The sequence below is a fragment of the uncultured Arthrobacter sp. genome (genome assembly GCF_947493765.1).
Lineage (GTDB): Bacteria > Actinomycetota > Actinomycetes > Actinomycetales > Micrococcaceae > Arthrobacter_D.
Genome location: NZ_CANLSZ010000001.1, coordinates 75,241 through 88,884 on the forward strand (window position 1 = coordinate 75,241; position 13,644 = coordinate 88,884).

The 13,644-nt window shown below is 69.1% G+C and carries 11 protein-coding genes; 6 read left to right on the top strand and 5 right to left on the bottom strand.

Going from position 1 to position 13,644, the window contains the following annotated elements; translation table 11 throughout:
- Positions 1–6 precede the first annotated feature (6 nt).
- The 5 genes from Q0747_RS00390 to valS all read left to right on the top strand — a co-directional run bounded on the left by Q0747_RS00390 (position 7) and on the right by valS (position 6,310).
- Positions 7–708 (top strand): TVP38/TMEM64 family protein, encoded by a 702-nt coding sequence (locus tag Q0747_RS00390; RefSeq protein WP_298251298.1) that lies wholly within the window; start codon positions 7–9, stop codon positions 706–708.
- Complete coding sequence (locus Q0747_RS00395; RefSeq protein ID WP_298251299.1) at positions 677–1,354, top strand: CDP-alcohol phosphatidyltransferase family protein; 678 nt, start codon at positions 677–679, stop codon at positions 1,352–1,354. The genes Q0747_RS00390 and Q0747_RS00395 overlap by 32 nt, the downstream gene beginning before the upstream one ends.
- Positions 1,355–1,528: 174 nt before the next feature.
- Positions 1,529–2,239, top strand: a complete 711-nt coding sequence (locus Q0747_RS00400; protein WP_298251300.1) for a class I SAM-dependent methyltransferase — start codon at positions 1,529–1,531, stop codon at positions 2,237–2,239.
- Between the two features lie 42 nt (positions 2,240–2,281).
- On the top strand, positions 2,282–3,613 hold the full coding sequence (locus Q0747_RS00405) for a DUF2254 domain-containing protein (RefSeq protein ID WP_298251301.1): 1,332 nt from the start codon (positions 2,282–2,284) through the stop codon (positions 3,611–3,613).
- A 66-nt stretch (positions 3,614–3,679) separates the two neighbouring features.
- Positions 3,680–6,310, top strand: a complete 2,631-nt coding sequence (valS, locus tag Q0747_RS00410; RefSeq protein ID WP_298251302.1) for a valine--tRNA ligase — start codon at positions 3,680–3,682, stop codon at positions 6,308–6,310.
- 46 nt (positions 6,311–6,356) lie between these two features.
- On the opposite strand, the gene Q0747_RS00415 is transcribed toward valS, so the two are convergent.
- A complete protein-coding gene (locus tag Q0747_RS00415) occupies positions 6,357–6,974 on the bottom strand; it encodes a DsbA family protein (RefSeq protein ID WP_298251303.1) in 618 nt (205 codons plus the stop codon).
- A 244-nt stretch (positions 6,975–7,218) separates the two neighbouring features.
- Between Q0747_RS00415 and Q0747_RS00420 the strand changes: the two genes are divergently transcribed.
- On the top strand, positions 7,219–8,697 hold the full coding sequence (locus tag Q0747_RS00420) for a glyceraldehyde-3-phosphate dehydrogenase (RefSeq protein ID WP_298251304.1): 1,479 nt from the start codon (positions 7,219–7,221) through the stop codon (positions 8,695–8,697).
- Positions 8,698–8,902: 205 nt separating this feature from the next.
- Here the strand turns inward: Q0747_RS00420 and clpX are convergent, their stop codons facing one another.
- From clpX to tig, 4 genes are all read right to left on the bottom strand, one after another.
- Positions 8,903–10,195, bottom strand: coding sequence for an ATP-dependent Clp protease ATP-binding subunit ClpX (clpX, locus tag Q0747_RS00425; protein WP_148600286.1), 1,293 nt, complete (start codon positions 10,193–10,195; stop codon positions 8,903–8,905).
- A 163-nt stretch (positions 10,196–10,358) separates the two neighbouring features.
- A complete protein-coding gene (locus Q0747_RS00430) occupies positions 10,359–11,033 on the bottom strand; it encodes an ATP-dependent Clp protease proteolytic subunit (protein WP_298251305.1) in 675 nt (224 codons plus the stop codon).
- A 41-nt stretch (positions 11,034–11,074) separates the two neighbouring features.
- Positions 11,075–11,674 (bottom strand): ATP-dependent Clp protease proteolytic subunit, encoded by a 600-nt coding sequence (locus Q0747_RS00435; RefSeq protein WP_148600541.1) that lies wholly within the window; start codon positions 11,672–11,674, stop codon positions 11,075–11,077.
- 335 nt (positions 11,675–12,009) lie between these two features.
- Entirely contained in the window at positions 12,010–13,587 is a 1,578-nt protein-coding gene (gene tig / locus Q0747_RS00440) for a trigger factor (RefSeq protein WP_298251306.1), read from the bottom strand.
- Between the last annotated feature and the right edge of the window lie 57 nt (positions 13,588–13,644).

Genomic DNA, 13,644 nt, shown 5'->3' on the forward strand with positions numbered 1-13,644 from the left:
AGGACCATGCAACCCCGTGGGACGGTACCGGAGGGAGGCGACGCCGCCGGGCCGTCCCCTGGGCCGGGCTCTCCCGTCCGCCGTCTGGTCCTCCTGGGCGCGGTCGTCGTCGCCGCGACCGTCGTGGTCCTGCTCGTCCCCCTGCCCGACGTGGACCGGCTCCGGGACTTCGTGGAGCAGGCCGGGTACTGGGGTCCGGCCGTGTTCGTCCTCGGCTACGCGGCGCTGACCCTCGCGCCCGTCCCCAAGAGCGTGCTGTCCATCGCCGCCGGCGTGCTGTTCGGTTTCTGGACGGGACTGGTGCTCGTCTACGCGGCCGCCCTGCTCGGGGCCGCGGCGGGCTTCTGGCTGGGACGGGCACTGGGCCGGGACGCCGTCGAGAGGCTGACGCAGGCGCGTGTGGAGCGCGTCGACGCCGTCCTGAGCTCTCGCGGCTTCATCGCGGTGGTGGGTGTCCGGCTCGTGCCGGTGCTGCCCTTCACCGTCATCAACTACTCCGCCGGCCTGACCTCGGTGCGCTGGTGGCCCTACTTCCTCGGCACCATGGTGGGCATCCTGCCCGGGACCGCGAGCTATCTCGCTCTCGGGGCCTTCGGGCTCGACCTCGGGTGGCCGGCCCAGCTGGGCATCGCGGTCCTGGGCCTCCTGACCCTCGCCGGGGTGATCGTCGCCGTCCGTGCGCGCCACACCCCGGGGCACCATGTTTGACGCCCGGCTCAGGCCGCTGCTGGCGCCCCTGCTCGATCGGGCCGCCGCGACCGTGGATGTCCCCTGGATCACCCCGAACCGGCTCACCGGTGTCAATCTGGTGCTCGGCCTCGCGAGCGCCGTCCTCGCCGCCACCGGATCCTGGCTCCCCGCCCTGGGGGCATGGCTGCTCTGCCGCCTCGCGGACGGCGTGGACGGTCCCCTCGCATGGCGACGCGCCGCACGGGGGCCCTCGCCGGGGTCGGGCGCCGACACCGGTCAGGGCGGCTTCTGGGACATCTCGGCGGATTTCGCGGTGTACGGGGCCACGGTGATCGGCGTGGCGATCGGCGCGGCAGCCGGGTACGGAGCACCGTGGCTGCCCTTCCTGGTGGTCCTCTTCGCGTACTACCTCAACGGCAGCGTGTTCCTCGCGTTCTCCTCCGTCGCCGAGCGGACCGGGCGACGGATCGACGACGGCCGGTCCCTGTCCTTCCTCGGTGGACTCGCGGAGGGTGCCGAGACCGTGCTCGTCCACTCCCTCTGGCTGCTGTTCCCGTTCCTCGCCTGGCAGATCGCTGCCGTCTGGGGCACCGTGGTCCTGCTCAGCGCCGTGCACCGCATGATCGCCGGGTACCGCGCCCTCGGGCGACCGAGCGGCACCTGAACTCGGTCCATCCCTGAATTCGGTCGTACCTCAATTCGGCCCATACCTGAAGAGGGCCGATACCTGGACCGGACCGAGGCCGTCCGGCGCGTGGCGCAGCGGCCGTGACGCAGCGGCCGGTGATACCTTGTCAGAGCCCCGGCGGACCCCTCCCGCCATCCTCGAGGACCGGACGTGCCGACCATCGCCGAGAAGTACAGCCTCTTCGCCCCGCTCTACGATCTGCTGTCGGCCGAATACCCCGTCTATCACGCCGGACGGAGACTCGGCGTGGACTCGCTCGGCCTGCGCGAGGGCGGGCAGGTGCTGGACCTGGGCTGCGGGACGGGCCTGAACTTCCCCCTCCTGCAGCGCGCCGTCGGCCCGGGAGGCTCGATCATCGGGATCGACCGCAGCGCGCAGATGCTGGCGCAGGCACGGCGGCGGGCTGACCGGCAGGGGTGGGCGAACGTGACCCTCCTGCAGGCGGACGCGACCACCCTCGACCCCCTGGCGATCGCCCGGAGGATCGAAGCGGCCGGCGGCCATGCGCTCTCGGACGCCGCGCTCGCCACCTACGCGCTGTCCCTCATGACGCCGTGGCGCCGGGCCTGGTCGGGGATGCTCGGACTCACCCGCCCCGGCGGGAGGCTCTCGGTCGTGGACATGCAGGACCCCACCGGACGGTCCGCCGTCCTGACGCCGCTGGCCCGCCTCGCGTGCAGGCTCGGTGGCGCCGACATCACGGCCCACCCGTGGCAGGGCGTGGAGCAGGACTGCGACGACGTGGCGCACTTCTCGGCCCGCGGCGGACACCTGCAGGTACGCACCGGCAGCAGGCCGGGTCCCGGCCGGCCCGGCGGGTCGTGGGCCGCAGCACCCGACGGGACGAGCGGCCGACAGTAGGCTGGCGAACGGAGTACACGGCACAGTGGAACGGATGACGGGATGCGGATGAAGAACCTCGAGGGTGAGTCGCTGCGCGATTCGCTGCGGACCCAGCTCTGGCCGGTCCCCCTGATCGCCGTCGTGCTGGCCGTGACCCTGGGCCAGTTCCTGCCGTTCCTCGACCGGATCCTCGAGGACGCCCTGCCCGCGACGGTCAGCGGTCTGCTGTTCGGCGGAGGCCCGGGAGCCGCCCGATCCCTCCTGGAGACCATCGCGGGCTCCATGGTCACCGTGACCTCGCTGACCTTCTCCCTCACCGTGGTCACCCTGCAGCTGGCGAGCAGCCAGTTCTCGCCCCGACTGCTCCGCACGTTCACGAGCGACCGCTTCGTGCACAACACGCTCGCACTGTTCCTGGCCACCTTCGCCTACGCCCTGACGGTCCTGCGGAGCATCCGGATCGAATCCAGCGACGGCAGCGGCTTCGTGCCGGAACTCGCGGTGACGGTGGCCTTCGTGCTCACGCTCGCCAGTGTGATCGGCCTCGTCCTGTTCCTCGCCCATCTCGCCCGGCAGATCCGGGTGGAGACGATGCTGCGGGACGTGCACCGCGAGAACGACCGCACCCTGGACCGGATCTTCCCCACCGAGCGACGCCAGGAGCCCACGGAGCTCCCCTCCTCGCCGGGCCAGCCCCTGCACATCACCTCGTCCGGCTTCCTGCTCAGCGTGAACCGCGGCAGGGCGAGGAGTGCCGCGGCGGACGCCCGGGCCTTCGTGGTGGTCGACGCCCATCCCGGCGCCTCGCTGGTCCACGGCATGCCGTTCGCGCGGGTCTGGGGCGCCGGCGGTCCGCTCACGGCGGACGACCTCTCGGACCTCCAGGAGAAGCTGAACGAGGCCGCGCGGATCGGGTTCGAGCGGACCTCGACGCAGGATGCGGCCTTCGGACTCCAGCAGCTGCTCGACGTCACCAACAAGGCGCTCTCTCCCGGCGTCAACGATCCGACCACGGCCGTGCACGCCATCGGCCACCTGGCCGCCGTCCTGTCCTCGATCGCCCGCCGGGCCACGGGACCGGAGACGGTGTCCGACGACGACGGGACGCCCCGCGTGGTCCTGACGTACCCGACCTCCGTGCAGCTCCTCGATCTCGTGATGGACCAGGTGGTCACCTACGCGTTCACCGACCCGCGCACCGCGGATCGCGCCGTGGCGATGCTCCGCGAGATCACGGTCACCTCGGGCCCGGATCGCTCCCCGCAGTTGCGCACGGCGCTCCTGCGCCACCTCGGACGGTCGGCGACGGCCATCGGTGAGTCCTCGCTGGACAGCAGCATCCGCGGCCACCTGGCCTCCGTCGTGACCGAGGTCGAGGGGCTCCTCGCCTGACGCCGGGGTCGGTCCCCCGCGGACGGCCGGGCGCCCGGGGCGCGGACGGTAGGACACAATGGTGGGATGGCCGATACAGCACAGGGCACAGACACGCCCTCATCACACCCCGTCTCCGTCCCCGACAAGCCCGCCCTGGAGGGCCTCGAGGACAGGCTGTCCCGTCAGTGGCGCGAGGACGGCACCTACACCTTCGACCGCGACACCACGCGCGAGGAGGTGTATTCGATCGACACACCGCCACCCACGGCGTCCGGCTCTCTCCATGTGGGCCACATGTTCTCCTACACGCAGACCGACGTCATGGCGCGGTTCAAGCGGATGAACGGTGCCAACGTCTTCTACCCCATGGGGTGGGACGACAACGGCCTCCCGACGGAGCGGCGCGTCCAGAACTACTACGGCGTCCGCTGCGACCCCTCGGTCCCCTACGATCCGGACTACCGACCGCCGGCGGAACCCGCGAAGAACCAGCGCGACTTCGACGCCGTCTCCCGCCGCACCTTCATCGCCCTCTGCGAGGAACTCGCCGTCGAGGACGAACTGGTCTTCGAGAATCTCTTCAGCACGCTCGGGCTCTCCGTGGACTGGCAGCTGACCTACCGGACCATCGACGACACCTCCCGCGCCGTGTCCCAGCGCGCCTTCCTGCAGAACCTGGTCGACGGCGATGCCTATCTCGCCGAGGCTCCCACCCTGTGGGACGTGAGCTTCCGCACCGCCGTCGCGCAGGCCGAGCTGGAGGACCGCGAGCAGCCCGGCGCCTACCACCGCATCGGCTTCCACGCGGCGGACGGGACGCGCATCCGCATCGAGACCACGCGGCCGGAGCTGCTGCCCGCGTGCGTGGCCCTGGTGGCCCACCCGGACGACGAGCGCTACAAGCCCCTCTTCGGCACCACCGTGACCTCCCCGCTGTTCGGCGTGGAGGTGGAGATCAAGGCCCATCCCCTCGCCAAGCCGGACAAGGGCAGCGGGATCGCCATGGTCTGCACCTTCGGTGACCTGACGGACGTCACCTGGTGGCGTGAACTGCAGCTGCCCACCCGGGCCGTCGTCGGACGGGACGGGCGCCTGCGCTCCGAGACCCCGGAGTGGATCACCACGGCGGAGGGCGCCGCGCACTACGCCCAGCTCGCCGGCAAGACGATCTTCAGCGCCAAGGAGGCCGTGGTCGCCCTGCTGCGCGACAGCGGCGATCTCGAGGGTGAACCGACGAAGGTGGTGCACCCCGTCAACTTCTACGAGAAGGGCGACAAGCCCCTCGAGATCGTCACCAGCCGCCAGTGGTACATCCGCAACGGAGGACGCGACGCCGCCCGGCGGGACGCCCTGATCGAACGCGGCCGCGAGGTCGAGTTCCACCCCGCCTTCATGCGCTCGCGCTACGAGAACTGGATCGACGGCCTGAACGGCGACTGGCTGGTCTCCCGCCAGCGGTTCTTCGGCGTACCCGTGCCGGTCTGGTACCGGCTCGACGCCGACGGCGAACCGGACTACGAGGATCCGATCCGCCCGGCACTCGAGACCCTGCCCGTCGACCCGGTGGCCGAGCCGGCGCCGGGCTACGAGGAGTCCGCCCGGAACCAGCCGCACGGCTTCGTCGGCGACAACGATGTCCTCGACACGTGGGCCACCTCGTCCCTCACCCCGCAGATCGTGGGCGGGTGGTCGCGCGACGAGGAGCTGTTCGCCACGGTGTTCCCCTTCGATCTGCGCCCGCAGGGCCACGACATCATCCGGACCTGGCTCTTCTCCACGGCCGTCCGGGCCGACGCGCTGCAGGACTCCATCCCCTGGAAGCATGCTGCGCTGTCCGGCTGGATCCTCGACCCGGACCGGAAGAAGATGTCGAAGTCCAAGGGGAACGTGGTGGTCCCCACCGATGTCCTCGAGCAGTTCGGGGCGGACGCCGTGCGCTACTGGGCGGCGTCGGCGAAGCTCGGTGCGGACACGGCGTACGAGGTGAACCAGATGAAGATCGGCCGCCGCCTCGCCATCAAGCTGCTCAACGCCTCCAAGTTCGTGCTGAACCTCGGTGTCACGGAGGCCTACATCGGTGCTGGTTCGCTCGACCGGGTGACGAACGCCCTGGACCTGTCGCTGCTGGCCCAGCTGCGCTCGGTGACGGACGAGGCCACGGCCGCCTTCGCGAAGTACGACTACGCGCGGGCGCTGCAACTCACCGAGTCGTTCTTCTGGACGTTCACGGACGACTACGTGGAGCTGGTCAAGGACCGCGCGTACGGTGCTGCCGACGATCCCGGGACGCAGTCGGTGCAGACCGCCCTGGCGACCACGCTCGATGCCCTGCTGCGCCTCTTCGCACCGTTCCTGCCGTTCGCCACCGAGGAGGTCTGGAGCTGGTGGCGTGCAGGATCGATCCACCGTGCGCCGTGGCCGGAGGCAGCCGCGCTCGCCGGGCTGCCGGACAGCGCCGACGCCGGTGTCCTGACGTCGGTCGCGCTGGCGCTCGGCGGCATCCGCAAGGCGAAGTCGGAGGCGAAGGTGAAGCAGCGGACGCAGGTGGACACCGCCGTCGTGACCGCCCCCGCCGGCCAGGTGGCCCAGCTGCGGCTCGGGCTGCCGGATCTGCTCGCCGCCGGCAATGCGAAGGACCTCAGGCTCGAGGAGGGCGGTCCGCTCACCGTCAGCGACGTCGAGCTCGCAGCGGAGTCCGTGGACCAGCGCTCCTGACACGGGAGGGGGAGGGACCCGCGGGTCCCTCCCCCTCGTCCTGCGGTCAGTCGAAGGTGGGGCTCTCGGTCCGTGAGCGCTTGAGCTCGAAGAACTCGGGGAACCCGGACAGCAGGATCGCTCCGTCGAAGATGCGCCCCGCCTCCTCGCCGCGCGGGATCCTCGTCAGGACGGGGCCGAAGAAGGCGGTGCCGTTGAAGGCGACCACGGGTGTACCCACCTCGTTGCCGACGCGGTCGATGGCACCCTGGTGGGACGCCTCGAGGCGGTCGTCGTAGTCCTCGGTGTGGGCGAAGCGTGCCAGGCCCGCCGGGAGGCCCACCTCGTCGAGGGACTCGCGGATCACCGCGTCGAGGTCCTCGTTCCGGCCCTCGTGGATGCGGGTGCCCATCGCGTCGTACAGGCGCTTGATGTACTCCCCGCCGTGGAGCTCGGCCGCCGCGACGATCACGCGGACCGGCCCGCGGCCGCGGCGCATGGTCGCCTGGTGCTCCTCCGAGGAGTCCCGGCCCTCGTTGAGGACGGACAGGCTCATCACGTGCCAGTCGACGGAGATGTCACGGACCTGCTCCACCTCCCCGATCCAGCGCGAGGTCACCCAGGCGAAGGGGCACAGGGGGTCGAACCAGAAATCGGCCTGCTGGACGGGGGTGGACTCGCTCATGCGCTGCTCCTCAGGTGGTGGACAGGCCCGTGGCCTTCCCCCCCTCAACCGCTCCGCACGGTCCGCTATTCCACGGCGACATTCCACGGTATTCCGCGGCGACTCCCGCTCCCGGTTTGTGCAGCGCCCGGCGAGGCGGTGTAATGAGAGCACACGACCAGCCGACGATGCTTGGCGCTACCCCTGCGTTGTCATCCGGTTGGGTGAGTCGGCACCGGCCGGACCGGTGCAGTGAGGGACCGAGTTGACGCAGCACGACCGCACCGAGAACCACGACACCTGGCTCGAACGCGAGGAACTCGCTGAGGCCATGATCCCGCTCATCGGGCACCTGTACCGGACCAACAACGTGGTCACCAGCATCCACGGGCGCAGCCTCATCAACAAGTCCACGATGAGCATCCTCAAGGCGCACCGCTTCGCCCGCCGCATCACCACGGAGGAGCTCCGGCTCGAGGACACCGCTCCCCTGCTGCGCATCCTCACCGACCTCGACCTCGGCGCCGCCGCGATCGACATCGGCCGGCTGCGCATGGCCTACGACCGCTCCGGCGACGGCCGCAGCCTCGAGGACTTCCTGCGCACCGAACTCGCGGACATCGTCGGGCAGGGCGGCCGCGACGAACGGACCAGCACCGACGTCGTGCTCTACGGCTTCGGGCGGATCGGCCGCCTCGTGGCGCGACTGCTCATCGAGAAGACCGGCGGTGGCCACGGCCTGCGCCTCCGGGCCGTCGTCGTACGCCGTGGCTCCGACAACGACCTCGCGAAGAGGGCCAGCCTGCTCCGCCGGGACTCCGTGCACGGCTCCTTCGAGGGGACCATCCAGGTGGACGAGGCCTCGAACACCATCACCGCCAACGGGGTCAGGATCCAGGTCATCTACTCGGACGACCCCGCGTCGATCGACTACACCGCGTACGGCATCCAGGACGCCGTGGTGGTCGACAACACGGGTCGCTGGCGCGACGAGGAGGGCCTGTCCCAGCACCTGAGGAGCACCGGCGTGGCCAAGGTCCTCCTCACGGCTCCCGGCAAGGGATCGCTGAAGAACATCGTGCACGGCATCAACCACGCGTCCATCGACCCCGAGGACCGCATCATCACGGCTGCCTCCTGCACCACGAATGCGATCACCCCCGTGCTGAAGGCGGTCAACGACCGCTTCGGTGTGGTGCACGGGCACGTCGAGACGGTGCACTCGTTCACCAACGACCAGAACCTGATCGACAACTTCCACCGCGGGAACCGCCGCGGGCGCTCAGCCGCCCTCAACATGGTCCTGACCGAGACCGGTGCGGCCACGGCGGTCGCCAAGGCGCTGCCCGAGTTCGCCGGCAAGCTCACGGGCAGTTCCATCCGGGTGCCCACCCCGGATGTCTCGATCGCCATCCTGAACCTGACCCTCGAGGAGGGCACCACCAAGGAGGAGGTGAACACGCATCTGCGTGAGATCTCGCTCCACTCCGGCATGCGCAAGCAGGTGGACTACATCGACAGTCCGGAGGTGGTCTCCACGGACTTCGTCGGATCGAGGCGCGCCGGGATCGTCGACGGTCTCGCGACCATCGCCGACGACCGGTTCCTGGTGCTCTACGTCTGGTACGACAACGAATTCGGCTACAGCTGCCAAGTGGTCCGCGTGCTCGAGGAGATGGCGGCGGTCCACCCGCCGTCCTATCCGCTGACCGCTACCGACGCCGTGGCCGCGCCGGTGCGCTGACAGGAGCCCCCGACAACCGCCGGTCAGGACACCTGGCTCCGGGCACCCGGCCGAGGCTCGCCGACGGCACGGGACACCGGAGCACGAGGTAGAACCACGGGGCAGCACCACGGAAGGGCCCGGCCTGTCGGCCGGGCCCTTCCGTGGGTTCGGAGATGTGCAGGAAGATGTCCAGGCGGGAACCCTCCCCGGTCCCGGTGCCCGCTCAGGCGGACTTGGTGCGGCGCTTGGCCACCACTTCGTGGGAAATGAGGGTGGGTTCGGCGCGCTTGCCCACGACGTCGTCCGTGATCAGGACGGTGGCGACATCCTCGCGGCTCGGCAGGTCGAACATGACCGGAAGGAGCACCTCCTCCATGATGGCCCGGAGCCCGCGGGCCCCCGTCCCGCGCTCGAGCGCCAGGTCGGCGATGGCCTCCAGGGCCTTGTGCTCGAAGGAGAGTTCCACGCCGTCGAGCAGGAACATCTTCTGGTACTGCTTGATGAGGGCGTTCTTGGGTTCGGTGAGGATCTGCATGAGCGCCGGCCGGTCGAGCTGCGTGACCGTGGTGATGACCGGCAGGCGGCCGATGAACTCGGGGATCAGACCGAACTTCAGCAGGTCCTCCGGCATGACGTCGCCGTAGCTCACCTCCTCGTTGGTGAGGGAGCTCAGCGGCGCCCCGAAACCGATGCCCTTGCGCCCCGCGCGCGAGCCGATGATCTCCTCAAGCCCCGCGAAGGCCCCGGCCACGATGAAGAGCACGTTCGTGGTGTCGATCTGGATGAACTCCTGGTGGGGGTGCTTGCGTCCACCCTGCGGTGGCACCGAGGCGACCGTTCCCTCGAGGATCTTCAGCAGCGCCTGCTGGACGCCCTCACCGGAGACGTCGCGCGTGATGGAGGGGTTCTCGCTCTTGCGAGAGATCTTGTCGATCTCGTCGATGTAGATGATGCCCTGCTCGGCCTTCTTCACGTCGTAGTCGGCGGCCTGGATCAGCTTCAGGAGAATGTTCTCCACGTCCTCGCCCACGTACCCCGCCTCGGTGAGGGCCGTGGCGTCGGCGACGGCGAAGGGGACGTTGAGACGGCGGGCCAGGGTCTGGGCGAGATAGGTCTTGCCGCAGCCCGTGGGCCCGATCAGCAGGATGTTGGACTTGGCGATCTCCACGTCCTCGGTGTCGAGGGCATCGGCGAGCGTCCCTGCGACCCGGGGGCCGCTCCCGGACTGGATGCGCTTGTAGTGGTTGTACACCGCCACCGCGAGGGATCGCTTCGCGGGCTCCTGGCCCACCACGTACTCCTGCAGGAAATCGAAGATCTCCCTGGGCTTGGGCAACTCGAAGGTGCCGAGATCGGCCACCTCGGAGAGCTCCTCCTCGATGATCTCGTTGCACAGGTCGATGCACTCGTCGCAGATGTACACGCCGGGGCCGGCAATCAGCTTCCGGACCTGCTTCTGGCTCTTTCCGCAGAAAGAGCACTTGAGCAGATCTGTGCTCTCACCGATGCGAGCCATGTTGGATCCCCTTAGGTACGACGCGTTTGCTGGTTCCACTCTAGGCCACGGCAGCGCGCTGGACGGTAACGAAATGCCCGTGGTGCCTTGCGGCACCACGGGCATCCGCGGTCGGTAGGGCCGGGCCCGACGGGGCCCGGTGCACCACCCGGCCCTGCTGCCGCTAGGGCGTGTTGATCTTCGGCGGCGTGATCTTGCGCGAGTTCAGGACCTCGTCGACCAGACCGTACTCCACGGCGTCGGCCGCGGTGAGGATCTTGTCGCGTTCGATGTCGATGTTCACCTGCTCGGAGGTGCGGCCCGAGTGCAGGGCCAGCGTGTCCTCGAGCCAGGTCCTCATGCGCATGACCTCGTTGGCCTGGATCTCCAGGTCGGAGGCCTGCCCACCCTGTCCCCCGGAGAGCGCGGGCTGGTGGATCAGGACACGGGCGTTGGGCAGCGCGAGCCGCTTGCCCGGTGCCCCGGCGGCGAGCAGCACCGCTGCGGCACTCGCGGCCTGGCCGAGGCAGACGGTCTGCACCTCGGGTCGGATGAACTGCATGGTGTCGTAGATGGCTGTCATCGCCGTGAAGGATCCGCCGGGCGAGTTGATGTAGAGCGTGATGTCCCGCTCGGGGTCCGTGGACTCGAGCACCAGCAGCTGGGCCATGACGTCGTCCGCCGAGGCGTCGTCGACCTGCGTGCCGAGGAAGATGATGCGGTCCTCGAACAGCTTGGTGTAGGGATCCTGGCGCTTGAAGCCGTAGGGCGTGCGCTCTTCGAACTGGGGAAGGATGTAGCGGCTGGTCGGAAGGTTCTCCGCCTTCGAGCCCGCTGCTGCCTGGAACTGGTGGTTCATGGTGTCTCCTGTTGGCCGACTGGTCGTGGGGCTGTGGCTGACTACGCCGTCTGGTCGGTTCCGCCGCCGCCCGAGACCGAGCCCGAGTGTGCCGAGATGTGGTCGAAGAAGCCGTAGTCGAGGGCTTCCTGGGCTGTGAACCACTTGTCGCGGTCATTGTCCTTCAGGATCTTCTCCACCGTCTGGCCCGTCTGCTCCGCCGTCAGTTCGGCCATGACCCGCTTCATGTGCAGGATCAGTTCGGCCTGGATGCGGATGTCGGTGGCCGTGCCGCCGATCCCGCCGGAGGGCTGGTGCATCAGGATGCGTGCGTGCGGCGTGGCGTAGCGCTTGCCCTTCGTCCCCGACGAGAGCAGGAACTGACCCATCGAGGCCGCGAGGCCGGTGGCCACGGTGACGACGTCGTTCGGGATGAACTGCATGGTGTCGTAGATCGCCATGCCGGCCGTGACCGACCCGCCCGGGGAGTTGATGTAGAGGAAGATGTCCCGCTCGGGGTCCTCGGCGGACAGCAGGAGCAGCTGTGAGCAGATGGCGTTCGCGTTGTCGTCGCGGACCTCGGAACCGAGCCAGATGATGCGCTCCTTGAGGAGCCTGTTGTAGATGTAATCGTCACGTCCGGCCATCTCGGGGCCGGCCATGCTCGGGGTGCTTGGTTCGGTTGCCATGGGCGTTGACCTTTCACTCTGGCGGACCACACCGTCTCGGCGGACCCGTCCGTTTGTCTCTCCTTGGACACTAACCCGCCACGCCGCGGAAGTACTCCCGCGTCCCGGGCTGTTCGCTGACGGCGCACGGTCCGCGGGCCGCCTCCGAAGGTGCCATCGTCGAGCTCCCGATCGGTCCCGGGTCGGCTCCGTGCAGTACCGGAACGGAGCCTCGACGGGACGGCGCATCCAAGGGACGGAGCCTTAACACACCGCGGCGCCGCTGCCCGAAGGCTGCGGCGCCGCCGTCCCGCTGAAGAGGGCGGGCGTTACTCCGCAGCCTTCTTCTTGGCAGGCTTCTTCCTGGGCTTCTCGGCGGCGGGCTTCTCGGCTGCCTCTTCCGTCTGCTCCGTGGCGGCGGGCTCCTGGGCTGCTGCCTCGGACTCCCCCGTGGCTTCCTCGGTCTGCTCCGTGGACTCCGCAGCGTCGGCAGCCGTTGCGTCGGCACCAGCCGTGTCCCCGGCATCCGGTGCGTCCGTTGCGTCGGCACCAGCCGTGTCCCCGGCATCCGGTGCGTCCGCGGCGTCCACGATGCTCGTCGCGTCCTCCTCGTCCTCACCGCGGACGAACTCACTGAGGTCGATCGCCGCACCGGTGGTGTCCGTGACCGTCGCGTACTCGAGGACCTTGGCGAGTGCCTTCCGGCGACGGACCTCGCCCACGATCATCTGCACCTGCCCGCTCTGGTCGAGCATCTGGGCGAACTGGTTCGGTTCCATCCCGTACTGGCCCGCGGTGGAGACGATGTAGTCGATCAGCTCGCTCTGGCTGACACCGACCTCTTCCTTGTCCGCGACCGAGTCGAGGATGACCTCGTTCTGGAAGGCGCGCTCCGTGTTGGTGCGGATCTCCGCACGGTGCTCCTCGGTGTCGTGGTCCTCGCCAGCGCTGTGCGCGTTCTCGCCGTTGAAATGCTGCTCGAGCTGCTCCTCCACCACGCTCTCGGGCACCGGTACCTGGATGAGCTCGACCAGCTTGTCGAGCACCAGGTCGCGGGCCTCCACGCCCTGGTCCATGAGCTTGGACTCGGAGGCCTGCTTGGCCAGATCGGCGCGCAGTTCGTCGGCCGTGTCGAACTCGGAGGCCAGCTGGGCGAACTCGTCGTCGACCTCGGGGAGCTCGCGCTCCTTCACGGCCTTCACCAGGATCTTCACCTGGGCATCGACACCGGCGTACTCCCCGCCGGCGAGCTTCGTCTCGAAGACGGCGCTCTCGTCCTCGGAGAGACCCGTGACGGCCTCGTCCATGCCCTCGAGCATGGTGCCGGAGCCGATCTGGTAGGAGAGGTCCTGGGCCGAATCGACCTCCTCGCCGTCCACGGACGCGGTCAGGTCGATCGTGAGGAAGTCGCCGTCCTTGGCGGGGCGGTCCACGGGGCTGAGCGTGCCGAAGCGGCCACGCAGCTCGTCCATGGCCTTCTCGATGTCGTCGTCGGACGCCTCGACGGGCTGCACCGTGACCTCGATGCCCTTGTACTCCGGAAGTTCGATCTCCGGGCGGATATCGAGCTCGACGCTGAACGCGAGCTGTCCCTCCTTCTTCGCCGGATCGGGGACCTCGGTGATCTCCACCTCGGGGCGACTCAGCGGACGGATGCCCGTCTCCTGCACCGCGGCCTGGTAGAAGCCGTTCAGTCCGTCGTTGATCGCCGTCTCGATGACGTACCCGCGCCCGACACGCTGGTCGATGAGCTGCTGCGGAACCTTGCCCTTGCGGAACCCCGGAACCTGGACCTGGGTCGCGATGGTCTTGTAGGCCTCGTCGATGTTCGGCTTCAGTTCCTCGAGGGGTACCTCGACGGCCAGCTTCACCCGCGTGGGGGAAAGGGTTTCAACAGCGCTCTTCACAGCGTAGGACTCCTGAAATGATTGGGAATGGTTCTGCAGCGCACGGCATAACCTTCG